The sequence below is a fragment of the Streptomyces sp. B93 genome, assembly GCF_018070565.1.
In the GTDB taxonomy this organism is placed as follows: Bacteria; Actinomycetota; Actinomycetes; order Streptomycetales; family Streptomycetaceae; genus Streptomyces.
On sequence record NZ_JAGPXL010000017.1, the window covers coordinates 59,003 to 83,784 of the forward strand.

Annotated in this window: 24 protein-coding genes; 16 read left to right on the forward strand and 8 right to left on the reverse strand. The window is 73.5% G+C overall.

What is annotated here, in order from left to right:
* Window positions 1-25: 25 nt before the first annotated feature.
* Complete coding sequence (locus KBY47_RS18600) at window positions 26-955, reverse strand: 5'-3' exonuclease (protein WP_247694917.1); 930 nt, start codon at window positions 953-955, stop codon at window positions 26-28.
* Window positions 956-1,145: 190 nt separating this feature from the next.
* On the opposite strand from KBY47_RS18600, the gene KBY47_RS18605 reads away from it, so the two are divergent.
* The 4 genes from KBY47_RS18605 to KBY47_RS18620 all read left to right on the forward strand — a co-directional run bounded on the left by KBY47_RS18605 (window position 1,146) and on the right by KBY47_RS18620 (window position 5,867).
* A complete protein-coding gene (locus KBY47_RS18605; protein ID WP_210922285.1) occupies window positions 1,146-2,234 on the forward strand; it encodes a glycine betaine/L-proline ABC transporter ATP-binding protein in 1,089 nt (362 codons plus the stop codon).
* The gene (locus tag KBY47_RS18610; RefSeq protein WP_210922286.1) at window positions 2,227-4,047 is read left to right on the forward strand and encodes an ABC transporter permease/substrate binding protein; all 1,821 of its coding nucleotides are present in this window, start codon (window positions 2,227-2,229) and stop codon (window positions 4,045-4,047) included. Before KBY47_RS18605 ends, KBY47_RS18610 begins: the two co-directional genes overlap by 8 nt.
* Before the next feature lie 526 nt (window positions 4,048-4,573).
* Window positions 4,574-5,140: a helix-turn-helix domain-containing protein gene (locus tag KBY47_RS18615; RefSeq protein ID WP_210922287.1), complete on the forward strand. Its 567-nt coding sequence runs from the start codon at window positions 4,574-4,576 to the stop codon at window positions 5,138-5,140.
* Between the two features lie 4 nt (window positions 5,141-5,144).
* On the forward strand, window positions 5,145-5,867 hold the full coding sequence (locus KBY47_RS18620) for a helical backbone metal receptor (protein WP_210922288.1): 723 nt from the start codon (window positions 5,145-5,147) through the stop codon (window positions 5,865-5,867).
* On the opposite strand, the gene KBY47_RS18625 is transcribed toward KBY47_RS18620, so the two are convergent.
* Window positions 5,794-6,942 carry a TDT family transporter gene (locus tag KBY47_RS18625; RefSeq protein ID WP_210922289.1) on the reverse strand — a complete coding sequence of 383 codons (1,149 nt, stop codon included), beginning with the start codon at window positions 6,940-6,942 and terminating at the stop codon, window positions 5,794-5,796. The genes KBY47_RS18620 and KBY47_RS18625 overlap by 74 nt on opposite strands.
* 70 nt (window positions 6,943-7,012) lie before the next feature.
* Between KBY47_RS18625 and KBY47_RS18630 the strand changes: the two genes are divergently transcribed.
* Complete coding sequence (locus KBY47_RS18630) at window positions 7,013-7,981, forward strand: LysR family transcriptional regulator (RefSeq protein ID WP_247694895.1); 969 nt, start codon at window positions 7,013-7,015, stop codon at window positions 7,979-7,981.
* On the opposite strand, the gene KBY47_RS18635 is transcribed toward KBY47_RS18630, so the two are convergent.
* The 3 genes from KBY47_RS18635 to KBY47_RS18645 form a co-directional block, all read right to left on the reverse strand.
* Window positions 7,964-8,704: a gamma-glutamyl-gamma-aminobutyrate hydrolase family protein gene (locus tag KBY47_RS18635; RefSeq protein WP_210922290.1), complete on the reverse strand. Its 741-nt coding sequence runs from the start codon at window positions 8,702-8,704 to the stop codon at window positions 7,964-7,966. The genes KBY47_RS18630 and KBY47_RS18635 overlap by 18 nt on opposite strands.
* Window positions 8,705-8,728: 24 nt before the next feature.
* On the reverse strand, window positions 8,729-10,189 hold the full coding sequence (gene eat, locus KBY47_RS18640) for an ethanolamine permease (RefSeq protein WP_210922291.1): 1,461 nt from the start codon (window positions 10,187-10,189) through the stop codon (window positions 8,729-8,731).
* A 136-nt stretch (window positions 10,190-10,325) separates the two neighbouring features.
* Window positions 10,326-11,057, reverse strand: a complete 732-nt coding sequence (locus KBY47_RS18645; protein WP_210922292.1) for a FadR/GntR family transcriptional regulator — start codon at window positions 11,055-11,057, stop codon at window positions 10,326-10,328.
* A 98-nt stretch (window positions 11,058-11,155) separates the two neighbouring features.
* Between KBY47_RS18645 and KBY47_RS18650 the strand changes: the two genes are divergently transcribed.
* From KBY47_RS18650 to KBY47_RS18665, 4 genes are read left to right on the forward strand one after another with little or no spacing between them, the layout of a single operon-like run.
* Window positions 11,156-12,514 carry a glutamine synthetase family protein gene (locus KBY47_RS18650; RefSeq protein ID WP_210922293.1) on the forward strand — a complete coding sequence of 453 codons (1,359 nt, stop codon included), beginning with the start codon at window positions 11,156-11,158 and terminating at the stop codon, window positions 12,512-12,514.
* 7 nt (window positions 12,515-12,521) lie between these two features.
* Complete coding sequence (locus KBY47_RS18655) at window positions 12,522-13,967, forward strand: aldehyde dehydrogenase (protein ID WP_247694897.1); 1,446 nt, start codon at window positions 12,522-12,524, stop codon at window positions 13,965-13,967.
* A complete protein-coding gene (locus KBY47_RS18660) occupies window positions 13,964-14,746 on the forward strand; it encodes a 3-oxoacyl-ACP reductase (protein ID WP_210922294.1) in 783 nt (260 codons plus the stop codon). The genes KBY47_RS18655 and KBY47_RS18660 overlap by 4 nt, the downstream gene beginning before the upstream one ends.
* 49 nt (window positions 14,747-14,795) lie before the next feature.
* Window positions 14,796-15,731, forward strand: coding sequence for a DUF2510 domain-containing protein (locus KBY47_RS18665; protein WP_210922365.1), 936 nt, complete (start codon window positions 14,796-14,798; stop codon window positions 15,729-15,731).
* Window positions 15,732-15,754: 23 nt separating this feature from the next.
* Here the strand turns inward: KBY47_RS18665 and KBY47_RS18670 are convergent, their stop codons facing one another.
* Complete coding sequence (locus KBY47_RS18670; RefSeq protein WP_210922295.1) at window positions 15,755-16,957, reverse strand: amino acid deaminase/aldolase; 1,203 nt, start codon at window positions 16,955-16,957, stop codon at window positions 15,755-15,757.
* A 729-nt stretch (window positions 16,958-17,686) separates the two neighbouring features.
* Between KBY47_RS18670 and KBY47_RS18675 the strand changes: the two genes are divergently transcribed.
* Entirely contained in the window at window positions 17,687-18,532 is an 846-nt protein-coding gene (locus tag KBY47_RS18675) for a hypothetical protein (protein ID WP_210922366.1), read from the forward strand.
* Complete coding sequence (gene mycP, locus KBY47_RS18680) at window positions 18,529-19,716, forward strand: type VII secretion-associated serine protease mycosin (RefSeq protein ID WP_210922296.1); 1,188 nt, start codon at window positions 18,529-18,531, stop codon at window positions 19,714-19,716. The genes KBY47_RS18675 and mycP overlap by 4 nt, the downstream gene beginning before the upstream one ends.
* Before the next feature lie 6 nt (window positions 19,717-19,722).
* Here the strand turns inward: mycP and KBY47_RS18685 are convergent, their stop codons facing one another.
* Complete coding sequence (locus KBY47_RS18685; RefSeq protein WP_210922297.1) at window positions 19,723-20,688, reverse strand: serine hydrolase; 966 nt, start codon at window positions 20,686-20,688, stop codon at window positions 19,723-19,725.
* A gap of 150 nt (window positions 20,689-20,838) precedes the next feature.
* Between KBY47_RS18685 and KBY47_RS18690 the strand changes: the two genes are divergently transcribed.
* Window positions 20,839-21,576, forward strand: coding sequence for an SseB family protein (locus KBY47_RS18690; protein ID WP_210922298.1), 738 nt, complete (start codon window positions 20,839-20,841; stop codon window positions 21,574-21,576).
* An 8-nt stretch (window positions 21,577-21,584) separates the two neighbouring features.
* Here KBY47_RS18690 and KBY47_RS18695 read toward each other — a convergent pair whose 3' ends face one another.
* A complete protein-coding gene (locus KBY47_RS18695; RefSeq protein WP_210922299.1) occupies window positions 21,585-21,932 on the reverse strand; it encodes a DUF1844 domain-containing protein in 348 nt (115 codons plus the stop codon).
* A 381-nt stretch (window positions 21,933-22,313) separates the two neighbouring features.
* Between KBY47_RS18695 and infC the strand changes: the two genes are divergently transcribed.
* The 4 genes from infC (at window position 22,314) to KBY47_RS18715 (ending at window position 24,769) form a co-directional block, all read left to right on the forward strand.
* A complete protein-coding gene (infC, locus tag KBY47_RS18700) occupies window positions 22,314-22,955 on the forward strand; it encodes a translation initiation factor IF-3 (RefSeq protein WP_308405200.1) in 642 nt (213 codons plus the stop codon).
* Between the two features lie 120 nt (window positions 22,956-23,075).
* Window positions 23,076-23,270 (forward strand): 50S ribosomal protein L35, encoded by a 195-nt coding sequence (rpmI, locus tag KBY47_RS18705; RefSeq protein WP_007829094.1) that lies wholly within the window; start codon window positions 23,076-23,078, stop codon window positions 23,268-23,270.
* Window positions 23,271-23,364: 94 nt separating this feature from the next.
* The gene (gene rplT / locus KBY47_RS18710; protein WP_210922300.1) at window positions 23,365-23,748 is read left to right on the forward strand and encodes a 50S ribosomal protein L20; all 384 of its coding nucleotides are present in this window, start codon (window positions 23,365-23,367) and stop codon (window positions 23,746-23,748) included.
* A gap of 178 nt (window positions 23,749-23,926) precedes the next feature.
* On the forward strand, window positions 23,927-24,769 hold the full coding sequence (locus KBY47_RS18715) for an RNA methyltransferase (protein WP_210922301.1): 843 nt from the start codon (window positions 23,927-23,929) through the stop codon (window positions 24,767-24,769).
* Window positions 24,770-24,782 lie beyond the last annotated feature (13 nt).

The following is a 24,782-nucleotide window of genomic DNA, read 5'->3' on the forward strand; positions in this document are numbered from 1 at the left end:
CAATGGATGCGCCTCCCGTACGGCTTCACGCCCGGAGCGTGGTCAGCAGCCGCTCCAGGGAACCGCCGAGGTTCCAGTGTGCCGCCAGCTCGGTCAGTCCGGTGGCGTTGCGGGGAGCGCGCGGCAGCGCCGTGTCGACCTCGGGCACCGGCACGTCGTCGGCCACCTTGACCACCTTCGGCGCGACCTCGACATACGGGCGGGCCTCGGTGAGGCGCTTGCGCTGCGAGGGGGTAAGCCTCGCCTTCGGGTCGTCGACCGCGGCCATGATCCCGGCCAGGTCACCGAACTCGGCGAGCAGCTTCGCGGCCGTCTTCTCACCGATGCCGGGCACGCCCGGCAGCCCGTCGCTCGGGTCGCCGCGCAGCAGCGCCAGGTCCGCGTACCCGGGGCCGTCGACGCCGTACTTCTCGCGCAGCACCGACTCGTCGGTGATCTGGAGCGTGCCCACGCCCTTGAGGGGATACAGCACCCGCACCCCGCGCGCGTCGTCCACCAGCTGGTACAGGTCGCGGTCGCCGGTGACGATGTCGACCGGGCCGTCGGCGCGGGCGGTGAACGTGCCGATCACGTCGTCGGCCTCGTAGCCCGCGACGCCCACCCGGGCGATGCCGAGGGCGTCGAGGACGGCCTCGATGACCGGCACCTGCGGGGCGAGGGTGTCGGGCACCTCCTCCTCGTCCGGCCCCGACGCGTGTTCCTCGGCGACGCGGTGCGCCTTGTACGACGGGATCAGGTCGACCCGCCACTGCGGGCGCCAGTCGGCGTCCATGCAGGCGACCAGGTGGGTGGGGCGGTGGTCGCGGACCAGGCGGTCGATGAATTCCAGCAGTCCGCGCACGGCGTTCACCGGGGTGCCGTCCATGGCTTTCACGGACTCCGGCACACCGAAGTAGGCGCGGAAGTAGAGCGAGGCGGTGTCGAGCAGCATCAGTCGTCCGGTCACGCCTCGCATCATGCCGCACCCCACTGACAACGGCCCCCGGCGTGCCCACCGGCACCCCCGGGCACCCCCTGTGAACTGGGCCACTTGTGTGTTTGCCGGTCCGGGGCAGGGGCAGGCGCCGCCGCGGAGCCGGGCCGGTTGCCTGTTCAACTGTCTGCGGCCGCAGGCTCCGCCCCCGCAGTCGAGACAAGAGGTACGTGTGTCAGCCAGGCTAGAAGCCGAACATCTGTACAAGGTGTTCGGCAGACGACCCAAGGAGGCAGTCGAGAGGCTGCGCGACGGAGCCGATCGGGAGGAGCTGCGCGCCGACGGCACCACCGCCGCGGTGATCGACGCCTCCTTCGCCGTCGCACCCGGTCAGATCTTCGTCGTCATGGGCCTGTCCGGGTCCGGCAAGTCCACCCTGCTGCGCATGCTCAACGGGCTGCTGGAGCCGACCGCGGGCCACGTCCGCTTCGACGGCCAGGACCTGACCGCGCTCGACGCCGCCGAACTGCGCGAGGTCCGCGCCCGGAAGATCAGCATGGTCTTCCAGCACTTCGCGCTCTTCCCGCACCGCAGCGTGCTGGAGAACGCCGCCTACGGCCTCGCCGTGCAGGGCGTGCCCCGCGCCGAACGCGAGGAGCGCGCCGCCGAGGCGCTGCGGCTGTGCGGGCTCGCCGGATGGGAGCGGTCCTGGCCCGACGAGCTGTCCGGCGGCATGCAGCAGCGCGTCGGCCTCGCCCGCGCGCTGGCCACCGACGCCGACCTGCTGCTGATGGACGAGTCCTTCAGCGCCCTCGACCCGCTGATCCGGCGGGACATGCAGGACCAGCTGCTCCAGCTCCAGCGGACGCTGAAGAAGACCATCGTCTTCATCACCCACGACCTCAACGAGGCCATGCGCCTGGGCGACCGCATCGCCGTCATGCGCGACGGCCGCATCGTGCAGGACGGCACCGCCGAGGACATCCTGCTGCGCCCCGCCGACGACTACGTCGCCTCCTTCACCAAGGACGTCGACCGCTCGCGCGTGCTGACGGCCGCCGCCGTCATGGACACCGGGCCGCGCGGCGACGAGGCGGACTGCGGCTGCGCCACCGCCACCCCGGACACCCCCTTCGGCGAGCTGTGCGCGCTCGGCGCGCGCGTGCCGCACCCCGTCGCCGTGCTGGGCGCCGACGGTGCCGTCGTCGGCGTCGTACCGCCCCGGCGGCTGGTCGGCGCCCTCGGGGACGGACCGGGCGCCCCGGAGCCCTGCGACGGCCCGCGCGAGGCCACGGACGGGAAGGTGACCGCCCGTGCCTAGGCTGCACCTCGGTGACTGGGTCGACTCCGGCGTCGACTGGCTGCTCACCCACCTGGCCTGGCTGTTCGACGCGGTCAAGGCCGTGCTGGGCGGCCTGTACGACGCCGTGAACGCCGTGCTCACCGCCCCGGACGCGCTGCTGCTGGCGGGCATCCTCGCGGTGGTCGCCTGGTGGCTGCGCGGCCTCGTCGCGGGCGTCCTGGCGTTCGCCGGGTTCGCCCTCATCGACTCGCTCGGCCTGTGGGAGCGGGCGATGTCGACGCTGGCCCTGGTGCTCGTCGCCACCGCCATCGCCCTGCTGGTCGCCGTCCCGCTGGGCATCTGGGCGGCCCGCTCCAAGACGGTCAGCGCGGCCGTACGGCCCGCCCTCGACCTGCTCCAGACGATGCCGTCGATGGTGCTGCTGATCCCGGCGATCCTGTTCTTCGGTCTGGGCACCGCCGCCGGTGTGGTCGCCACGCTGATCTTCGCGATCGCGCCCGGCGTGCGGATGACCGAACTTGGCATCCGCCAGGTCGACGCGGAACTCGTCGAGGCCGCCGAGGCCTTCGGCACCACCCCGCGCGACACCCTGTTCCGGGTCCAGCTGCCGCTCGCCCTGCCGACGATCATGGCGGGCGTCAACCAGGTCATCATGCTGGGCCTGTCGATGGTCGTCATCGCCGGCATGGCCGGGACCGGCGGCCTCGGCGGCGCGGTCAACGAGGCCATCGGACGGCTGGAGATCGGCTACGGCTTCGAGGCGGGCGTCGCCATCGTCGTCCTCGCCATCTACCTGGACCGCATGACCAGCGCGCTGGGCACCCAGATCTCCCCGCTGGGCCGCCGGGCCGCGGCGCGGGCCCGTACCGCGAGCGCCGTCCGGCCGTGGGCCCACCGCCCCCGCCCCGTGGTCGCCGTGGTCGGCGTGGTCGTCCTCGCCCTGGTCGCCGGTGGCATGAACGTCTTCGGCTCCGCCGGCACCACCGAGGCCTCCGGCTCACGGGTCGGCGAGGGCCGCGAGGTGAAGATCGGCTATCTGCCCTGGGACGAGGGCATCGCCTCCACCTACCTGTGGAAGGAGATGCTGGAGCGCCGCGGCTTCGACGTCACCGCCACCCAGTACGCCGCGGGCCCCCTCTACACGGGCGTCGCCACCGGCCAGGTCGACTTCCAGACGGACGCCTGGCTGCCCACCACGCACGGCGAGTACTGGTCGAAGTACGGCGAGGACCTCGAGGACCTGGGCTCCTGGTACGGGCCGACCTCCCTGGAACTGACCGTCCCCGCGTACATGGAGGACGTGAACTCCCTGGCGGACCTGAAGAACCACGCCGCCGACCTCGACGGCAAGATCATCGGCATCGAACCGAGCGCCGGGATGATGGGCCTGCTCAAGGACAAGGTGCTCAAGGAGTACGGCCTCCAGGACAGCTTCGAGGTCGTCGACGGCTCCACCCCGGCGATGCTCGCCGAGCTGAAGCGCGCCTACGCCAACAGGGAACCCGTCGTCGTCACGCTCTGGTCGCCGCACTGGGCGTACAGCGACTACGACCTGAAGAAGCTCAAGGACCCCAAGGGTGCCTGGGGCGAGGGCGACGGCGTGCACACCGTGGCGCGCACCGGCTTCGCGGACGACAACCCCGACGTCGCCCGCTGGCTGAAGGACTTCTCCATGACCGAGGAGCAGCTCACCGGTCTCGAGTCGAAGATCCTCAAGGCCGGACGGGGCAAGGAGCAGGACGCCGTCCGCGTCTGGCTGGAGAACAACCCCGGCCTGCTCGACAAGTGGGCTCCCGTCGACGGGAGCGCCCAGAACCGGGCGGCCGGGTGACCTGACCGGCCCGGACCGCCGCCCGAGGGGCGGGCACCGCCGCGCGGACCTTCCTTCCGTGGCGCGGCGGGGCCCGCCCCTCGTGGTGTCCGGGAACGGCCCGCCCGGGGCCGCGTGCCTACCAAAAGGATCCGGACAACCACGCAGCGCCATGTCACCCCCCGAAGTCGGCCGCCCAACCGCGTGACCCCGGCCCCGACTTCACGGTCCGCCTAGCGGAGGAAGATGGGGGAACATGGAGGAACAGCCGGACATTCGACGGAAGAGGGGTGGTCGACCGCCGTGGACCGGGCGGTCCGCCGACCGGCCGGTGGGCGTGGAGGGGTTCCCCGTCCGGTAGGCCGCGCGGGATGATCCAGGTGGCGCGAACTGTGAGGTCGTACCCCACGCGGTGGGTCGTCGATGTGACGGCCACGGGAAACGGTTTGCCGAACATGCGTAGGGTGCAGAGAACTCAAAAGGCGGAGTGCCGGGGCGGGGCACCCCGGTGAACGGGCGAGGACGAGCGAAGGAGGGAGCCGGAGCGATGGGCGACCACAAAGAACAGCCGCTTCGAGTGGGCGCGGCCGTACGGCGGCGGCGCCGGGCGCTTCAGCTCACCCTCGCCGTCGTCGCCGAACGCAGTGGCCTGTCCGTGCCCTTCCTCAGCCAGATCGAGAACGACCGGGCCCGGCCCAGCACCAGCTCCCTGGAGAAGGTGGCCGACGCGCTGCGCACCACCGCCGTCGAACTCCTCGCCGCCGCCGACCCGGCGTGCAGCGTCGACGTCGTGCGCGCGGAGGGCGCCGAGCCGTCACCGGTGCCGCGGGCGCGCTCGCTGGTGCGCGGTCACCATCAGATGCACGCCTCGGAGTTCACCGGCGACCATGACGCGGGCCGTGAATTCCAGTACCGCAACGACCAGTTGATGTACGTGGCGGACGGCGCGGTGGAGATCGAGGCGGAGGGCCGGGCGTACCGGCTCGGCCGTGGCGACACGCTGTACCTGACCGGCGGGGTGCGCCACCGCTGGCGGGCGACCGTGCCCGAGACCCGGGTGCTGGTCGTCGCCGTGGCGGAGCACATCGAGGCGCTCCACGACCGGCAGCGGTAGCCTCGTGCCCCGGGTGGTCTCCCTGGTGCCGTCGCTGACGGAGGCGGTGGCGGTGACCGTGCCGGGGGCGCTCGTCGGCGCCACCGACTGGTGCGACCGTCCGGCGGACCTCGACGTCACCCGTGTCGGCGGCACCAAGAACCCCGACGTCGACCGGATCGTCTCCCTCGCCCCCGACCTGGTGGTCGCCAACGAGGAGGAGAACCGCGCCCCCGATCTGGACGCCCTGCGCGCGGCGGGCGTCGAGGTGCTGGTGACCGAGGTGCGGGACGTGCCGGGTGCCCTGCGCGAGCTGGACCGGGTGCTGGCCGCCTGCGGGGCCGGGGCACGGCCGCGGTGGCTGGACGAGGCGGAGACCGCCTGGTCCGAGCTGCCGGTGCCGCAGCGGCGTACGACGGCCGTGGTGCCCATCTGGCGGCGGCCCTGGATGGTGCTGGGCCGGGACACCTTCGCGGGGGACGTGCTGGCCCGGCTCGGCGTCGACCACCTCTACCGCGCGCACCCCGACCGCTACCCGCGCGTCCCGCTGCCCGAGCTGCGCGCGGCGGCCCCGGATGTCGTGGTGCTGCCGGACGAGCCGTACCGCTTCACCGCCGACGACGGGCCGGAGGCCTTCCCCGGCCTGCCCTGCGCCCTCGTCGACGGGCGGCACCTCACCTGGTACGGGCCGTCGCTGGCAGCGGCGCCGCGGGTGCTGGGCGCGGCGCTGCGAGCAGCTCACCGCTGACCAGCCCGCGCACGGTGGGCACCGCCGCGGCGGTCCAGGCGGCGGCCAGCGCGACGTACAGCCCGACCGCCAGCCAGCCGAACGCGGCCAGTCCGGTGTGCCGGGCCAGCGACTCGGCGCCGGTCACACAGGTGCCCACCGGGAAGGTGAACGCCCACCACGTCATCGCGAAGCGCATGCCGTGCCGGTGGGCGCGCAGCACATGGGCGGCGGCGAGGCAGCACCACAGCAGCGCGAAGCCCGTCACGGGGACGCCGTACAGGACGGCGAGCGCCCGCAGGCCCTCGGCGTACGGGGCGGGCAGCACGCCGGGAGCGGCGTCCGCGAACTGCCCGGCCGCCGTCGTGGACTGCCCGAGCGGGCCCAGCACCAGGAAGAGGGCCGGGGTGAGGGCGAGGGGCAGCGGACCGCCCGTCAGCAGCCGGGCGAAGACCAGCGGCAGCATTAGCAGCGTCGCGAGGAGACTCAGCCCGAACAGCGCGACACAGCCCAGCAGCAGTGTCTGCCGCGCCTGGCCCGCCGGCATCCAGGGCACCAGCAGCGGCCCCACGGCAGCCGACACCATGGGCGCGACCAGCGGCAGCAGCCACACCGGCGACGCCTGCGACAGCCGTACCCGATGGTGTACGGCCATCAGGTACGGCACCGCGACGGCCGCCGCCAGCCCGACGGCCGTACCGGCGGCGAACAGCACGGCGCCCAGCACCACCACCGCGCCCGAATGCGTCCAGTCCCGGCCGACGGTGAGCGCGCCGCCGCCGACGGCGAGCAGGGCCATGGCCAGGCAGCCGTAGAAGGGGGCCGTCGCCGGGTCGAGGAGGTGGGCGCGGGCCTGGTCGCGGTGGTGGACCCAGTGCAGGGCGCGGGCGGTGAGCAGCACGGCCAGCAGGGCGAGGGCCAGGCTCCACACGGCCGCCCACAGGGCGAGCGGGGCGGGGGAGAGGCGGTGTCCCGCGGTGGCGAGGACGGCGGTGCCCATGACGGTGGCGTACCAGTTGGGTCCGAGGTGACGGACGGCGACGGCGCGCGGGCGGTGTGCGGTGGCACGGGGGAGGGGCTCGGCTGCGGTGACCATGGGTCCACGGTCGGGCCCGGCCCGGGCCGCGACCAGAGGGGTTGTCCCTATCACGACATAAGCTGGGTTTATGGGCAGGAACAGCGCCGGCGGCAACGGCGGCAACAACGGCGGTGGCGGCACGGACGACCACGGGCACGGGCACGCGGGCAACCTCGCGCACCGGGTGCCGGACCTCGGGGCGCTGGAACTGCTGCTGGCCGTGGCCCGGCTGGGCAGTCTGGGCGCCGCGGCGCGGGAGGTCGGCATCACCCAGCCCGCCGCCAGCAGCCGCATCCGCTCCATGGAACGGCAGCTCGGGGTGGCCCTCGTGGACCGCTCGCCGCGCGGCTCCCGGCTCACCGACGCGGGCGCGCTGGTGACGGACTGGGCGCGCCGGGTCGTCGAGGCCGCGGAGGCGTTCGACGCGGGCGCCCAGGCGCTGCGCGACCGGCGCGACTCCCGGCTGCGGGTCGCGGCCAGCATGACCATCGCCGAGTACCTGCTGCCGGGCTGGCTCCTCGCGCTGCGCGCCGAGCGCCCCGACACGGCGGTGTCGCTGCTCGCGGGCAACTCGGCGGCGGTCGCCGAACGCCTCCTCGCCGACGAGGCCGACCTCGGCTTCGTCGAGGGGCTGACCGTCCCGCCCGGCCTGGACTCGGTGGTCGTCGCCCATGACCGGCTGGTCGTCGTCGCGGCTCCCGGCCACCCGTGGGTGCGGCGCCGCCGCCCCCTGTCCGCCGGGGAACTGGCGGCCACGCCGCTGATCCTGCGCGAGGAGGGCTCCGGCACCCGCCAGGTCCTGGACTCCGCCCTCGGCGGGCTCGCCCGCCCCCTGATCGAGCTGTCCTCGACCACCGCGGTCAAGGCGGCCGCGGTCAGCGGCGCGGGCCCCTCCGTCCTCAGCGAACTCGCCGTCCGCGAGGAACTCACCATGCGCCGCCTCGTCAGCGTCCCCCTGTCCGACGTCTCCCTCCAGCGCGCGCTGCGCGCGGTGTGGCCCACGGGACACCGGCCCACGGGTCCCGCGCGGGACCTGCTGTCACTGACCCGGGGGTAGGAGCGGGCCGCCGCCGGGTGTCCCGCCCCGGCGCGCCGCCGCCCTCACCAGGGCCTCCATCACGCGTACGTCCTCGCCCATCTCCGGGTGCCACTGCACCCCCAGGACCCAGCCCCCGCCCCCGGCGGGCGGCAGTTCCACCGCCTCCACGGTGCCGTCCGCCGCGTACGCCGACGGGACGAGGCCGGTGCCCAGGCGGTCCACGCACTGGTGGTGGTACGTCGGCACCGAGGTCTCCTCCGGGACCACCTCGGCGTAGAGCGTGCCCGGTACGGGCTTGACCGGGTGGCGGCCGAAGACGCCGACCGCCTCGGTGTGGCCGTCGAGGTGCTGCACGAGGGTGCCGCCGAGGGCGACGTTCAGCAGCTGCATGCCCCGGCAGACGCCGAGCAGTGGCACGCGCGCGTGGAGGGCCGCTCCGACGAGGGCGAGTTCCCAGGCGTCCCGTTCCCGGGCGGGCGGGCCGGTGCGGGGGTCGCGGTCGGCGCCGTAGCGGACCGGGTCCACGTCCGGGCCGCCCGCGATCACCAGGCCGTCCAGGCGGGCCACCGTCGCCGCCGCGTGCTCCGGCGCGTCCGGGGGGAGCATCGCGGCCAGTCCGCCCGCCCGGCGCACGAGCCGTGGGTAACCGGCGGGCAGCAGCGCCGCCTGAAGCTCCCACACGCCCCAGCGCGCCCCGGACTCCAGATAGGTGCTGATCCCGATCAGCGGCCTGGCCACCACACCACTCTCCCTCGGCTGTCGCCGTCAGTCCCGTGCCAACTCTGCCTCGGCCGCCGCCAGCGCCGCGAACTCCTCCTCCGGCGCCTTCGCCACCAGATGCCTGCGGCTGTACAGACCGAAGTAGGCCAGCGCCACGATGTACACCGCCAGCGCGATCAACGCCGCGGTCACATCGACGAGGAACGTAGCCACCAGCGCCGCGCAGGCCAGCACCAGCGCCACCGACGACGTCAGCACCCCGCCCGGCGTCCGGTAGGGCCGCTCCAGGCCCGGCTCGCGGCGGCGCAGCACGATGTGCGACAGGGACATCAGCGCGTAGGAGATGGTCGCGCCGAACACGGCGACGTTCAGCATCCGCGCCCCGTCGCCGGTGCCCGCGGCCAGCCCGAAGCCGATCGCGCCGGGCACCAGCAGCCCCAGGTACGGCGCCTTGCGGCCGCTGGTGAGGGAGAGGAACCTCGGCAGGTAGCCCGCCCGGGACAGCGCGAACAGCTGGCGCGAGCCCGCGTAGATGAGCGAGAAGAACGACGCCACCAGGCCCGCGAGCCCCGCGTAGTTGACGACCCGGCTCCACACCGTCGCCTCGCCGTCCGGCTGGAGCGCCTCCACCAGCGGGTTGCCCGCCTCCTGGATCGCCGCCGAGCCGCGCGCCCCGGCCGCGGTGACGAAGGTGACCACGGCCAGCACGACCAGGATGCCCATGGACCAGACGATCGCCTTCGGCAGCGTACGGGAGGGTTCCCTGGTCTCCTCGGCGGCCAGCGGGACGCCCTCGACGCCGAGGAAGAACCACATGCCGAAGGGGAAGGCGGCCCAGATGCCGAGCAGCCCCATCGGCAGCCAGGAACTCGACCCGGCCGCGGCCGGGTCGACGGGGATGTCGTCGAGGGAGGAGGCGTCGAAGTGCGGCAGCGCGGCCACCGCGAACACGATCAGCGCGGCCACCGCGATACCGGTGACGACGAAGCTGAACCGCAGCGCCTCACCCACGCCCCACAGGTGGATGCCGAGGAAGACGGCGAAGCAGACCAGGTAGACCGGCCAGCCGGACTCCAGGCCGAAGAGGCCGAGCGACTCGACGTAGTCGCCGATGAAGATGACGATCGCGGCGGGCGCGAGGACGTACTCGATGAGGATCGCCGTACCGGTCAGGAAGCCGCCCCACGGGCCGAGCGCGCGGCGGGCGAAGCCGTAGCCGCCGCCCGCGGTGGGCAGGATCGAGGACAGTTCGGCGAGGGCGAAGACCATGCAGGTGTACATGGCGCCCATGAGCACCATGGCGATCGCCAGCCCGCCGAAGCCGCCCTCGGCCAGGCCGAAGTTCCAGCCGGAGTAGTCGCCGGAGACGACGTACGCCACGCCGAGTCCGGTCAGCAGCAGCCAGCCCGCGCTGCCCCGGCGCAGGGCACGCCGCCTGAGGTAGTCGTCCGCCGGGTCGGCGGCCCGGGGTGAGGAGGGTTCCAGGGACGAGGGTTCCACGGTCATGCGGCGACTCCTCAGGGGCGGGCCTCAATGGAATGGATGCATACCTTTGTGGTCCGGGCGCCGGGAAAGCAAGCCCCGTGCGTTAACCCGTCGTAAACCCTCCCCGTCCGCGCGGGAGTTCACGCGTGCCCGCGGATCACGCCAGGAACCCGCGCAGCAGCGCCGCCGTCCCCGCGCAGTGCTCGCGCATCATCTCCCGCGCGCCGTCCGGGTCCTGGTCGAGCACCGCCTCCACCAGCGCCTCGTGCTGGCGCTGCGAGTGCTCCAGGTTGCGCACCAGCAGCGGGATGCAGTCGAGCAGGTCGTTCACGGTGGCCCGTACCGCCGCGTACTGCGCGGTCAGCGTCGGTGAGCCGCACAGCTCGGCGAGCGTGAGGTGGAGCAGGGTGTCCAGGCGGCGGTACTCGGTCAGCGGTGCCTCGTGCGTGGCCGTCAACGCCTCCCGCAGCCGGGCCTCCTGATCCCCCGTCAGGCCGTGCGCGGCGCACAGCCCCGCCGCGCCGACCTCCAGCACCTCCCGGAAGCGCAGCACGTCCTCGATGTCCACCTCGGCGACCCGGCGCCGCAGCTCGTCCTCGCCGCCCACGTCGGTGCGCGGCAGCACGAACGTCCCGCCGTAGCGCCCGCGCCGCGCCTCCACCAGGCCCTGCTCCTGGAGCACCTTCAGGACCTCGCGCAGGGTCACCCGGCTGATCCCGAGCCGCTCCGCCAGCTCCCGCTCGGCGGGCAGCCGCTCACCGCCCGCCACCAGGCCGAGGCGCAGCACCTGGAGGATCTGCTCCAGCGCCTCCTCGAAGCCGTTGCCCGCCCGCACCGGCCGCAGCACCGGGGCGAGCCGGTCCGCCACCGGGACCCCCGCTTCCGCCATGTCGCCGTGCCCCCTTCCCAAGCAATGGTTCCCGGCAATACCTTATGGCGCAGCTTATGGCTCCCGGCCCGAGAGCGACTCCCCAGGAGGCTCCTGAAGTGGCAGACCGCACACCCCCGCTCGCCGTCGAGGAACTGCACGCCCTCGTCGCGGGCGGCGAGATCGACACCGTCGTCCTGGCCTTCCCGGACATGCAGGGACGCCTCCAGGGCAAGCGGTTCGCCGCCCGCTTCTTCCTCGACGAGGTCCTCCACCACGGCACCGAGGGCTGCAATTACCTCCTCGCCGTCGACACCGACATGAACACCGTCGACGGCTACGACATGTCCTCCTGGGAACGCGGCTACGGCGACTTCGCCATGCACCCCGACCTCGCCACCCTGCGCCGCATCCCCTGGCACCCGGGCACCGCCATGGTGATCGCCGACCTCGCCTGGGGCGACGGCTCCCCGGTCGTCGCCGCGCCCCGCCAGATACTCCGCCGACAGCTGGAACGTCTCGCCGCCCGGGGGCTGACCGCGCAGGTCGGCACCGAGCTGGAGTTCATCGTCTTCCGGGACACCTACGAGCAGGCCTGGGACGCGGGCTACCGGGGCCTGACCCCGGCGAACCAGTACAACATCGACTACTCGGTCCTCGGCACCGGCCGCATCGAGCCCCTGCTGCGCCGCATCCGCAACGAGATGGCGGGCGCCGGGATGACCGTCGAGTCCGCCAAGGGCGAGTGCAACCCCGGCCAGCACGAGATCGCCTTCCGCTACGACGAGGCCCTCACCACCTGCGACCAGCACGCCGTCTACAAGACCGGCGCCAAGGAGATCGCCGCCCAGGAAGGCTGCTCGCTGACCTTCATGGCCAAGTACAACGAGCGCGAGGGCAACTCCTGCCACATCCACCTCTCGCTCGCGGACGCCGACGGCACCAACGCCATGGCGGGGCCCGCGGGGATGTCGGATCTCATGCGGCACTTCCTCGCCGGACAGCTCGCCGCGCTGCGCGACTTCGCGCTGCTGTACGCGCCCCACATCAACTCCTACAAGCGGTTCCAGCCCGGCTCCTTCGCCCCGACCGCCGTCGCCTGGGGGCACGACAACCGCACCTGCGCCCTGCGGGTGGTCGGCCACGGCCGCTCCACGCGCTTCGAGAACCGGCTCCCCGGCGGCGACGTCAACCCGCACCTCGCGGTCGCCGGGATGGTGGCCGCGGGCCTGTACGGCGTGGAGCGAGGGCTGGAACTGCCCGAGCCCTGCCCCGGCAACGCCTACACCGCCGGGTACGAGCACGTCCCCACCACCCTGCGCGAAGCCGCCGACCTGTGGGAGAACAGCCCGATCGCCATGGCGGCCTTCGGCGACGAGGTCGTCGCGCACTACCGGAACATGGCCCGGGTCGAGATCGACGCCTACGACGCCGCGGTCACCGACTGGGAGCTGCGCCGCTCCTTCGAACGCATGTGAGGCCTTCTTGTCCGACCAGCTCCCGTCGTCCGACCGGCTCCCGTCGTCCGACCGGCTCCCGTCGTCCGACCGGCTCCCGTCGTCCGACCGGCTCCAGGTGGTGAACCCGGCCACCGAGGAGACCGTCGCCACCGTCCCCGCCGCCACCGCCGCCGACGTGGACGCGGCCGTCGTACGGGCCACCCGCGCCCAGACCCGGTGGGCGGCCCTCGCCCCGGGCGACCGGGCCCGGCTGCTGCGCCGGTTCGCCGCGACCGTCGACGAACACCTCGAAGAACTCGCCGCGTTGGAGGTCCGGGAGGCCGGGCACACCGTCGGCAACGCCCGCTGGGAGGCGGGCAACGTGCGCGACCTGCTCGACTACGCGGCGGGCGGGGTGGAACGGCTCACCGGACGCCAGATCCCGGTGCCCGGCGGCCTCGACATCACCCTCCTCGAACCGCTCGGCGTGGTCGGCGTCATCGCGCCGTGGAACTTCCCCATGCCGATCGCGGCCTGGGGCACGGCCCCCGCGCTCGCCGCGGGCAACGCCGTGCTCCTCAAGCCCGCCGAGACCACCCCGCTGACGGCGCTGCGCCTGGCGGAACTGGCCCTCGAGGCGGGACTTCCCGAGGGCCTGTTCCAGGTCCTGCCCGGCCACGGGCCGGTCGCGGGCAACGCCCTCGTCGAACACCCCGGCGTGGCGAAGATCGTCTTCACTGGGTCAACGGCCGTGGGCAAACAGGTGTTGGCGAAGGGATCGGCGCTGCTGAAGCGGGTCACCCTCGAACTCGGCGGCAAGAGCCCCAACCTCGTCTTCGCCGACGCCGACCTCGAGACCGCCGCGGCCACCGCCCCCATGTCCTTCCTCGACAACTCCGGCCAGGACTGCTGCGCCCGCACCCGCATCCTCGTCCAGCGGACGGTGTACGACCGCTTCCTGGAACTGCTGGCCCCCGCGATCGAGGCCGTACGCGTCGGCGACCCGTCCGACGAGACCACCGACATGGGCCCGCTGATCTCCAGGACCCAGCTGGACCGCGTCCGCTCCTATGTCGGCCCCGACGCGACCGGCATCCGCGGCAAGGCCCCGGAAGGCCCCGGCTACTGGTTCCCGCCCACCGTCCTCACCGACGTCGACCCGCACGCGCGCGTGGCCGTCGAGGAGGTCTTCGGCCCCGTCGCCGTCGTCCTCCCCTTCGACGACGAGGCCGACGCGATCCGCCTCGCCAACGACACCCCCTACGGCCTCTCCGGCTCCGTCTGGACCCGCGACGTCGGCCGCGCCCTGCGCGTCTCGGGGGCCGTCCGCGCGGGCAACCTGTCCGTCAACTCCCACTCCAGCGTCCGCTACTGGACCCCCTTCGGCGGCTTCAAACAGTCCGGCATCGGCCGCGAACTGGGCCCGGACGCGCTCACCGCCTTCACCGAGACCAAGAACGTCTTCATCAGCACGGAGGGCCCCGCACAGTGACCGAAGACCTCGTTTGCCGCCGACTGGCCGGCCGTACCGCCGTCGTCACCGGAGCGGGCAGCGGCATCGGACTCGCCACCGTCCGCCGCCTCGCCGCCGAGGGCGCCAACGTCGTCTGCGGCGACATCGACGAGACCACCGGCAAGGCCGCCGCCGAGGAGGTCGGCGGCCTCTTCGTGCAGGTCGACGTCACCGACGCCGAGCAGGTCGAGGCGCTGTTCAGGGCGGCGTACGACACCTACGGCAGCGTCGACGTCGCCTTCAACAACGCGGGCATCTCCCCGCCCGACGACGACTCCATCCTGGACACCGGCCTCGACGCCTGGAAGCGGGTGCAGGAGGTCAACCTCACCTCCGTCTACCTGTGCTGCAAGGCCGCCATCCCGTACATGCGGCGCCAGGGCAAGGGCTCCATCATCAACACCGCGTCGTTCGTGGCCCGGATGGGCGCGGCCACCTCACAGATCTCGTACACGGCGTCCAAGGGCGGCGTGCTCGCCATGTCCCGGGAACTGGGCGTGCAGTTCGCGCGCGAGGGCATCCGCGTCAACGCGCTGTGCCCCGGTCCCGTCAACACCCCCCTCCTCCAGGAGCTGTTCGCCAAGGACCCGGAGCGCGCCGCGCGCCGCCTGGTGCACATCCCGGTGGGCCGGTTCGCCGAGGCCGAGGAGATCGCCGCCGCCGTCGCCTTCCTGGCCAGCGACGACTCCTCCTTCGTCAACGCCACCGACTTCCTCGTCGACGGCGGTATCTCGGGGGCGTACGTCACACCCCTGTAGGCCCCGCCCCGCGCGCCCCGGGCCACGTCCTACAGTGGCCCGGGTGAGCATGACACCCCCGCCCGGCTGGTACACCGACCCGTCCGCACCGCATCTGGAGCGCTGGTGGGACGGCACGGCCTGGACCGACCACCGGCGCGCGCCCGGACAGCAGGCAGCCGCCGCCCCGCCGCCGTCCGCCCCGCCGCCGTCCGCCCCGCGCGGCGGCGGCCCGGCGGGCGTGAAGACCGTCGCCGTCACCACCGCGGCGGCCGTCGTGGTCGCCGCGATCGTCACCGGCGTCATCCTCCTCGGCAAGGACGACGGCACGGGCCCGGTCGCCGACCCCACGGTCTCCGCCACCGTCGAACAGAGCGAGGGCACCACCGAACCCTCCACCCCCTCCCCGTCCACGTCCGAGCCCTCCGCCGACGACCCGGCCGTCGTCACGGACGAACTGAACGGCATCACCCTCCCCCTGCTCGACGGCTGGGTCCGCCCCAAGTACGTCAGCGACTCCGCCGTCCTGATGACCACGGACGGCACCTACGACTGCCCCGGCGAGGGCAGCCTGTGCCGCCATGGACTGGTCATCTCCCGGACCGTCACCGTCAACGACGAGACCTCCCCCGAGGCCCTCGCCAAGGCCGACATCGAGGAGGCCGCCGAGGAGGCCTACGACCGAGACTCCCTGGACCGCAAGCCGTACGGCGGCATGGAGTCCCACGAGGTCGTCGGGTCCGGGCCGGTCGCGGTCGCCGGACGCGCCGGGTACTTCGTGCGCTGGCGGGTCAAGACCGCCAAGGGGCCCGGCGGTTACGTCCAGTCGCTGGCCTTCCACTCCACCGTCGGCGTCGAGGCCCCGGTGATCGTGCGCTACGTCTTCGACGCGGGCGAGGACGGGCCGCCGCTCGCCGACATGGACCGCATCACCGAGGGCATCCGGCCCCTCGGCGACGCGGACACCGGCGGCGGCGTGGGCAGCAGCATCGGCCCGGCCGACTGACCCGAGGGAACCCGCCGACCCGCCTACAGGAACGTACGGCCCTCACCCCGGTACGTCGGCACGGTCGCCGTCACCTCGTCGCCCTCGACGAGATGCAGCACGTCGAACCGCTCGCACAGCTCACCGGCCTTCGCGTGCCGGAACCACACCTTGTCGCCGATCAGCAGATCGTCGGCGGGCGAGCCCAGCAGCGGCGTCTGCACCTCACCCGCGCCCTCCTGCGGGTCGTAGCGCAACCCTTCCGGCAGATACGGCTCCGGCAGCCGGTCCCGGCCCGCGGCACCCGACGCGGGATAGCCACCACCCAGCACGGTCACCGCGCCGACACCCGGCCGCCGCACCACCGGCTGGGCGAACAGGGCCGCCGGACGCCCCCGGAACGACGTGTAGTTGTCGAACAGCCGCGGCACGTACAGCCCCGACCCGGCCGCGATCTCCGTGACCGCGTCCTCGGCGGCCGTGTGCTGCACACTGCCCGTGCCGCCGCCGTTGACGAACTCCAGACCCGGCGCCACCGCGCGCACCGCCCGCACCACCGCGGCCCGCCGCTCGGCCAGTTCACGCCGCGCCGCCGCCTGCATCAGCCGCACCGCCCGCGAACGCAGCGGCCGGCCCGTGACCGCGTCCCCGACACCGGCGACATGACCCTCGTACGCCATGATCCCCACGACCTCGAAGCCCGGCCGCCGGGCCACCACCCGGGCCAGGTCGGCGACTTCGGCGGGGGAGTGCAGCGGGGAGCGCCGGGCCCCGACCCGCACCCGCCCGCCGAGCAGCCGCAGCGAGGTGTCCAACTCCAGGCACACCCGCACCACTTCGCGCCCGCCGTCGCGCGCCTCGTCGATCAGCCGCAGCTGCGCCGGGTCGTCGATCATCACCGTGACGGAGGCGGCGAGCTTGGGATCGGAGGTCAGTTCGGCGTACCCCGCGCGGTCCGCCGACGGGTACGCCAGCAGGACGTCGTCGACGCCGGAGCGGGCCAGCCACAACGACTCGGCCAGCGTGAAGGACATGACGCCCGCGAAGCCGTCCCGCGCGAGCACGCGGTCCAGCAGCGCCCGGCAGCGCACGGACTTGCTGGCGACCCGGATCGGCTTGCCCGCGGCCCGGCGGACCAGATCGTCCGCGTTGGCGTCGAAGGCGGCCAGGTCCACGATCGCGAGGGGGGCGTCGAGATGGGCGGTGGCCCGGTCGTAACGGGCCCGGTCGGCGGAGCGCGCAGTCATGGACGCAGCCTGCCAGAACGGGTTACCGCAAGGTAGGGGGATGTTCCGGGCAGATGCCCCGGCCTCCCGGACTGGTTCCCGTTCGACCGGCGGCAACCCGTAGAGTGACGTGCGGGCACGGGGAAGACTCCGGTGGGACATCCGTACATCCACACCGGCTCCGGGCGTACGACCTGAGAACGACGGCCCACGCACAAGGAAGCGGCCCGGGCAGAAGGAAACGGGGGGTGCATGAGCACAGAGGCCCAGCGCGCCCCGGTCCCGCCGCGCCCCACCGGCCCACCCGCCACCGACGCCCCGCGCGCGAGCGCCACCGGTGCGTCCGAGGGCGTACCCGCCCCGGGCGGTGGCGCGGTTCCGCCGCCGGACACGTCCGGCTCCTCGCGCGGGGCGGGTCGTGGTGCGCCTGACCCGGGCGGTCGCGCCGTACCCTCCGCGGACCCCTCGGGCCGCCCGCGCGAGGCGGGCCCCGGTCCGGCCGGGCGCGTGCCCGCCCCGGGTGGTCGCGGGGTGCCGTCGCCGCACACCTCAGGCCGCCCGCGTGGGACGGGCCGGGACGGGGCCGTGCCCACGCCGCCCCCGCCGCCCGCCTCGGCGCGCTTCCCCGACGCGCCGCCGTCGCGGGGTGGGACACCGTCGGAGACCACCACCCGGCTGCGGCCCGTCCCGGCGGCCAAGCCGCCCGTCCCGCCCCCGCCCGCCGTGGACCCGGCGCTCTCCTGGGGTGTCATGACCCCGCCTCCCGGCGCCGGCCGCCCCGTCGTCACCTTCGGACAACCCGAGACCTACGACGACCAGGGACGGCCCCGTCCGCTCAGGGCCCGGCTGCGCGGCCGCACCGTCGCCGCCGCCGGCTGCGTGGTGCTGGGGCTCGGCCTGATCGGCGGCGCGGTGACCGGCAGCTGGCTCACCGGCGACTCCGGCACGGACGGCGAGCGCGGCACCTTCGCCGCCGCCGCGGACCTGTGGCACAGCGTCCCCGTCGACCAGCTCTTCCCGCCCACCGTGCGCGGCGACGGTGCCGGACCCGGCGGCTCCGACCGCACCTGGACGCGGATCGCCGTCGCCCCCGACAGCGGCTGCGCGGGCGCCTTCGACCCGCTGCTGGGCAAGGTCCTCGCCCCGGTCGGCTGCGAGCGCCTGCTGCGCGCCACCTACACCGACGCCACCCAGAGCTACGTCACCACCGTCGGCCTGCTCTTCACCGACGCCGACGCCGAGGGCATGCGCTCCCTCGACGACCGCTTCGAGAACGAGGACCTCGGCAGCCGCACCGACCTCGTGCCCCGCCCGTACGCAGCCAAGGGCACCGCCGCCGCCGGGTTCACCACCGAGCAGCGCGCCACCTGGACGGTCTCCGTCCTCACCGACGCCCCCGTCGTCGTGTACGCCGTCTCCGGCTGGGCCGACGCCCGCACCGTCGACGAACCGCAGCCCGCCGAGGCGGCCATGGCCTCCGGCGCCACCACCGCCCCCGCCCAGGCGGGCCTCGGCCACGAGACCAAGGGCCTCGCCGACCGCATCGAGCGCGGCCTGCGCAAGAACGTCACCTCGCCCACGGAGCGGCCGTCATGAACCGGTCCACGCGCCGCGGCCGACTCCGCGGCGGCGTCCTCGGCTGCCTGCTCGCCGCGAGCGTCGCCCTGGTCCCGCCCACCGCCGCGCACGCCGACGGCATCCGCGCCCAGCAGTGGGCCCTGGAAGCCCTGCACACCCAGCAGGCCTGGCAGACCACCAAGGGCGCCGGAATCACCGTCGCCGTCCTGGACACCGGGGTCGACGACCAGCACCCCGACCTCGTCGGCAACGTCCTGGGCGGCAAGGACCTGGTCGGCTTCGGGGCGGGCCGCGGCGACGAGACCTGGGCCAAACACGGCACCGCCATGGCCGGGATCATCGCCGCACACGGCCACGGCCCGGGCAACGCCGACGGCGTCATGGGCATCGCCCCCGAGGCCAGGATCCTGCCCGTCCGCGTCATCCTGGAGGACAAGGACCCGGCCCGCGCCAAGGCCCGCAAGTCCCGGGGCAACGCCCTCGCCGAGGGCATCCGCTGGGCCGCCGACCACGGCGCCGACGTCATCAACCTCTCCCTCGGCGACGACTCCGCCTCCGCCCACCCCGAACCCGCCGAGGACGAGGCCGTCCAGTACGCGCTGAAGAAGGGCGCCGTCGTCGTCGCCTCGGCCGGGAACGGCGGCGAGAAGGGCGACCACATCTCCTACCCCGCCGCCTATCCGGGCGTGATCGCGGTGACCGCCGTCGACCGCTACGGCACCCGCGCCGCCTTCTCCACCCGCCGCTGGTACGCCACCGTCAGCGCGCCCGGCGTCGACGTCGTCATCGCCGACCCCGACGGCAAGTACTACGAGGGCTGGGGCACCAGCGCCGCCGCGGCCTTCGTCTCCGGCGCCGTGGCCCTCGTCAAGTCGGCCCACCCCGGCCTGAGCCCGGCGCAGATCAAACGGCTCCTTGCGGACACCGCCCGCAACGCCCCCGTCCGGGGCCGCGACGACTCCCGGGGCTTCGGCTTCGTCGACCCGGCCGCCGCGATCGAGGCGGCCGCCGGACTGGAGCCGCGGGGCCTGCGCTCGGCGGCGTACGGCGAGCGGTACTTCGGCCCCGGTCCGGACACCGCGGAACCGGGTGACGACACCGCCGGCTGGGCGGGCCCCCTCGCGGGCAGCGCGGGCGGTGTGCTGCTGGTCGCCGCGGTCGTCCTGTGGCGCGGCCGCCGCTGGTACGGCGACGACGCCTGACGCCGCCTAATCCACCGTGGCCGCCGACCCGGCGGCGGACTCGTCACGCACCACCGCCACCGCCACCGCCGCCTTCGCCGCCGCCTCGACCAGTGCCACCCCGCGCTCCTTGGTGGTGTTGCCGTCGGACAGCACGGCCAGCAGACAGTCGTGACCGTCCGCCGTCACCCGCCCGATGCTGTTGATGTCCCACAGCCCGGTCGCGCTGCGCGGCAGCCAGCCGTTCTTCAGCGCCCACGCCGACCCGTCGGCGACGGCCGACACCCCCCAGTCCTGCCCGGCGGCGATCCGTCCCATCAGCCCCTGGAGATACGACCGCGAGTCCTCGGTCAGCTCCGAGTCGTCCCCGAAGACCTGCTGGAGCAGGACCAGCTGATCGGCGGCCGTGGTCTGGGTCAGCCCCCACAGCATGCCCTCGCCGCCCGCGGTGCCCGCCAGCCCGAACCGCTCGTTCGCCGCGTCCAGCCCCTCCGCCCGGCCGATCGTCTCCCACAGCGCCGACGCGGCGGCGTTGTCGCTGCTGACGATCATCGCGGTGGCGTGGGCCCGCTCGGCCGCGGTGAGCCGGCGGTCGGCGTCCTGCGCCTGGAGCAGCAGGGCCGCGAGGATGTCGACCTTCACGATGCTCGCCGTGTCGAAGGCGCCGTCGCCGTACCCGGCCCGTCGCCCGGACGTCAGATCGAGCACGGCCACCGACACCTCGGCCCCGTCCTCGGCGCCGGTCGCCGCCACGGCCCGCGCGAGCATTGCGTCGAGGTCCACCGACGGTTCCGCGGCGGGCTCCACACCGGGTTCCACTGACGCCTCCCGGGTCGTCGAAGCCGCGGCCGACGCGGAGGGCGCGGCCGACGCCGACGATACGGGGCGGGAGTCGGAGTGCGCCGCCCGCACATAGACGGTCCCCGCCGTCGTACCACCCATGATCACGACGGTCGCGGCGGTGGCGCCGAGGAGCGCCCGAGGAGAGGCCATGCCCGCGATGCTCGGGGCGGCCGCTGTGCGGGCCGTTAGCCGCGCGTTAGATCTCTGTCAGGAGACGCTGAGAAAACGGTGAGGGGTGTCACGGCGGCGTTTCGGGGTCCGCACAAGCGCAGCAGCATTCCCCCGATAGGGTCGGTGACCGTGGCGAACAAGAACATTCCCGACCCCGGCTACTCCGACGACGACGGATCCGCCGACCCCCGGCTGAGCGCCGCGCTCGCCGCCTGGTCCACGGACCGCACCGCCGTGGGCCCGGTCCTGGAGGCGCTCAAGGGCACCCGGCTGCTGGTGCCCGTCGTGGCCGTGCTGGGGGAGGTGGAGGAGGACGAGAACGGGCTGCGCCGCGAGAAGACCAGCGACATGGCCGTCCCCACCCTGAAGGCCGGTGACCGCACCGCGCTGCCCGCCTTCACCTCCACCGACGCGCTGGCCCGCTGGGACCCCGGGGCCCGCCCCGTCGCCGTACCCCTGCACCAGGCCATCCAGGCGGCCGTGCACGAGAAGGCCGACACCATCGTGCTGGACATGGCCGGGCCGGTGCCGTTCGAGCTGACCGGGCACGCGCTGCTGGCGCTGGCCGAGGGCCGCACCAGCACCGATCCGCTCACCGACCCGGCGGTCGTCGAGGCGGTACGGGCCGCGGTGGCCGCCGAGCCCGCCGTGGTCAGCGCGCACCTCGGGCCGGGACAGGCCGACGGCACCCTGGCGCTCGTCCTCGACCCGGCCGCCGCCCCCGCCGAGGCCGCCCGCGCGGTCGCCGGGCGCATGGCGGCCGACGAGACACTGCGGGCCCGCCTGGTGCGCGGCCTCGACCTGGCACTGCTGCCGGCCGGGGCCACCCCACCGGGCGAGCCCTTGTACGTACGCGGAAGTCTGTAGGGGACGCGCTAGCCGTAGACGGGGCCGGTGTACTTCTCGCCCGGCCCCTGGCCCGGCTCGTCCGGCACCAGCGACGCCTCGCGGAACGCCAGCTGGAGCGACTTCAGACCGTCGCGCAGCGGGGCCGCGTGGAACGAGCTGATCTCGGTGGCGCTGCCGTCCAGCAGACCGGCCAGCGCGTGGATCAGCTTGCGGGCCTCGTCGAGGTCCTTGTGCTTCGCGCCCTCCTCGGTGAGACCGAGTTTCACGGCGGCGGCGCTCATCAGATTGACGGCGACCGTCACGATCACCTCGACCGCGGGGACCTCCGCGATGTCGCGGGTCATGGCGTTGAAGTCGGGCGTCTCTTCACTCATGCGGTTCACCCTAGAGGCAGCGCGGCGTCCGGTCCCAGTCGGTCTCGGTTAGCCCTGACACGCCGGAGCTGCTAACCTTGTGTAACGACCGGTCGGACCCGTATGCCCATGGCCCGCGAGCCCGACCTACAAGTGGAGGCTTCGAACTCCCACCTTCCGCCCTCAGGGCGGTAGGTCACCGGTCAGGCGGCCCCGCCCACGCGGCGGGCGGTCGCCCGAAAGCGCGCCCCGCGGTCCCCGTGGCGGTGCTCCGGTAGTTCGAGGAGCCCCGCCTGTGATCGTCCGGGGCATTTTTTGCGTCTCGGTGCGGTTAGGTCTATCGAATACAGACGTTACGCGGCTGTCCGCCAGGCCGTCGCGTGGTGCTACCGAGGAGGATCCATCAGCGCCGAGCCCCGCATCAACGACCGGATTCGCGTTCCCGAGGTGCGACTTGTCGGTCCCAGTGGCGAGCAGGTGGGCATCGTCCCGCTGGCCAAGGCACTGGAGCTTGCGCAGGAGTACGACCTGGACCTGGTCGAGGTCGCGGCGAACGCCCGTCCGCCCGTGTGCAAGCTCATGGACTACGGGAAGTTCAAGTACGAGTCGGCCATGAAGGCCCGTGAGGCGCGCAAGAACCAGGCGCACACGGTCATCAAGGAGATGAAGCTCCGGCCGAAGATCGACCCGCACGACTATGACACCAAGAAGGGTCACGTCGTCCGGTTCCTCAAGCAGGGCGACAAGGTCAAGATCACGATCATGTTCCGTGGTCGCGAGCAGTCCCGTCCCGAACTGGGCTACCGACTGCTCCAGCGTCTCGCGGAGGACGTCCAGGACCTCGGCTTCGTGGAGTCGAACCCGAAGCAGGACGGCCGAAACATGATCATGGTTCTCGGTCCGCACAAGAAGAAGACCGAGGCGATGGCCGAGGCCCGCCAGGCGCAGGAGGCCCGCAAGGCCGAAGCGAAGGCCAACCCCGGCCGCTCGCAGAACGCCGCGGACGCCCCCCAGGCGTCGGCCGAGGAGCCTGCCGAGGCGTGATCCCCCTGGACGCGCGTCACCCCGCGCCGTCCCAGGCAGTAACCGAAACAAGCGACGCTCCACCGTGCCCGGTCCGATGGCCGGGCACCGGAGCGCCACCCACGAGGAGAGAACGGCGCTATGCCGAAGAACAAGTCGCACAGCGGTGCCAGCAAGCGCTTCAAGGTCACCGGCTCCGGCAAGGTGCTCCGTGAGCGCGCCGGCAAGCGCCACCTGCTCGAGCACAAGTCGTCCCGACTGACGCGTCGCCTCACCGGCAACGCCGAGATGGCCCCGGGCGACGCCAAGAAGATCAAGAAGCTTCTCGGCAAGTGACGTCGGGCGCGGTGTGCGCCTGACCTCCGACCGGGACCCAATCGAATTCGGGCCGTGTGACGACCACCGCGGCCCCGCTACAAGGAGTTAAGAAGTGGCACGCGTCAAGCGGGCAGTCAACGCCCACAAGAAGCGCCGGGCGATCCTCGAGCAGGCCTCCGGCTACCGCGGTCAGCGTTCGCGCCTGTACCGCAAGGCCAAGGAGCAGGTCACCCACTCGCTGGTCTACAACTACAACGACCGCAAGAAGCGCAAGGGCGACTTCCGCCAGCTGTGGATCCAGCGCATCAACGCCGCGGCCCGCGCCAACGGCATCACGTACAACCGCTTCATCCAGGGTCTGAAGGCCGCCAACGTCGAGGTCGACCGCAAGATCCTCGCCGAGCTGGCCGTCAACGACCCGGGCGCGTTCGCCGCGCTGGTCGAGGTGGCGCAGAAGGCGCTGCCGAGCGACGTCAACGCGCCGAAGGCCGCGTGACACTGCGCTGGCTTTGAGCCGACGTGACTGGGCCCGCAGGTTTTGTCCTGCGGGTCCAGTCGTGTCGGGGTACGTAGTCGTGACGGTGCGGGTGGTCGGTGGCTGGTCGCGCAGGTCCCCGCGCCCCTAGGTGGGACGGCTTCCGCTCCCTCAGAAGTTGCCGAAGGTGAAACAGGACATGCCTGGCCCCGAGCTGATCTCCCCCCGCTCTCCTCGCGTCAGCGCCGCTCGGCGGCTCGCCAAGCGGAACTTCCGGGGGAAGGAGCGGCTGTTCCTCGCCGAGGGGCCGCAGGCGGTGCGGGAGGCGGCCGGGCAGCCGGACACGCTCGTCGAGCTGTTCGCCACCGTCGAGGCCGCGGAGCGGTACGCCGACATCATCGGCCGCGCCCGCGAGATCGGCGCCCGCGTCCACCTCGCCGCCGAGCAGGTGATCGCCGACATCTCGACCACCGTCACCCCGCAGGGGCTGGTCGGGGTCTGCCGGTTCCTGGACACGCCGTTCGAGGAGGTCCTCGCCGCCCGGCCCAAACTCGTCGCCGTGCTCGCGCATGTGCGTGACCCCGGCAACGCGGGCACCGTGCTGCGCTGCGCCGACGCCGCCGGTGCCGAGGCGGTCGTGCTGACCGACGCCTCCGTGGACCTCTACAACCCCAAGGCCGTACGGGCGTCCGTCGGTTCGCTGTTCCATCTGCCGGTCGCCGTCGGCGTACCCGTGGAGCGGGCCGTGGCCGGGCTGCGGGAGAGCGGGGTACGGGTGCTGGCCGCCGACGGGGCGGGCGACCGTGACCTCGACGACGAACTGGACAAGGGCACCATGGGCGGGCCGACCGCCTGGGTGTTCGGCAACGAGGCCTGGGGGCTTCCGGAGGAGACCCGCGCCCTCACCGACGCCGTCGTGCGCGTCCCCATCCACGGACAGGCCGAGAGTCTGAACCTGGCGACCGCCGCCGCCGTATGTCTCTACGCGTCGGCCCGTGCACAGCGCGCCCCCGGAGGCTGCCGCTCCGTCACCGAAGGCTAGTAGGGTGACCAGC

Excerpts from the sequence above, each read along its gene's own strand:
- KBY47_RS18600 (WP_247694917.1), bottom strand. The coding sequence starts at position 955 with ATGCGAGGCGTGACCGGACGACTGATGCTGCTCGACACCGCCTCGCTC.
- KBY47_RS18615 (WP_210922287.1), top strand. The coding sequence starts at position 4,574 with ATGGGCGACCACAAAGAACAGCCGCTTCGAGTGGGCGCGGCCGTACGG.
- KBY47_RS18625 (WP_210922289.1), bottom strand. The coding sequence starts at position 6,942 with ATGGTCACCGCAGCCGAGCCCCTCCCCCGTGCCACCGCACACCGCCCG.
- KBY47_RS18630 (WP_247694895.1), top strand. The coding sequence starts at position 7,013 with ATGGGCAGGAACAGCGCCGGCGGCAACGGCGGCAACAACGGCGGTGGC.
- eat (WP_210922291.1), bottom strand. The coding sequence starts at position 10,189 with ATGACCGTGGAACCCTCGTCCCTGGAACCCTCCTCACCCCGGGCCGCC.
- KBY47_RS18645 (WP_210922292.1), bottom strand. The coding sequence starts at position 11,057 with ATGGCGGAAGCGGGGGTCCCGGTGGCGGACCGGCTCGCCCCGGTGCTG.
- KBY47_RS18665 (WP_210922365.1), top strand. The coding sequence starts at position 14,796 with ATGACACCCCCGCCCGGCTGGTACACCGACCCGTCCGCACCGCATCTG.
- KBY47_RS18670 (WP_210922295.1), bottom strand. The coding sequence starts at position 16,957 with ATGACTGCGCGCTCCGCCGACCGGGCCCGTTACGACCGGGCCACCGCC.
- KBY47_RS18675 (WP_210922366.1), top strand. The coding sequence starts at position 17,687 with ATGACCCCGCCTCCCGGCGCCGGCCGCCCCGTCGTCACCTTCGGACAA.
- mycP (WP_210922296.1), top strand. The coding sequence starts at position 18,529 with ATGAACCGGTCCACGCGCCGCGGCCGACTCCGCGGCGGCGTCCTCGGC.
- KBY47_RS18685 (WP_210922297.1), bottom strand. The coding sequence starts at position 20,688 with ATGGCCTCTCCTCGGGCGCTCCTCGGCGCCACCGCCGCGACCGTCGTG.
- KBY47_RS18695 (WP_210922299.1), bottom strand. The coding sequence starts at position 21,932 with ATGAGTGAAGAGACGCCCGACTTCAACGCCATGACCCGCGACATCGCG.
- rpmI (WP_007829094.1), top strand. The coding sequence starts at position 23,076 with ATGCCGAAGAACAAGTCGCACAGCGGTGCCAGCAAGCGCTTCAAGGTC.
- KBY47_RS18715 (WP_210922301.1), top strand. The coding sequence starts at position 23,927 with ATGCCTGGCCCCGAGCTGATCTCCCCCCGCTCTCCTCGCGTCAGCGCC.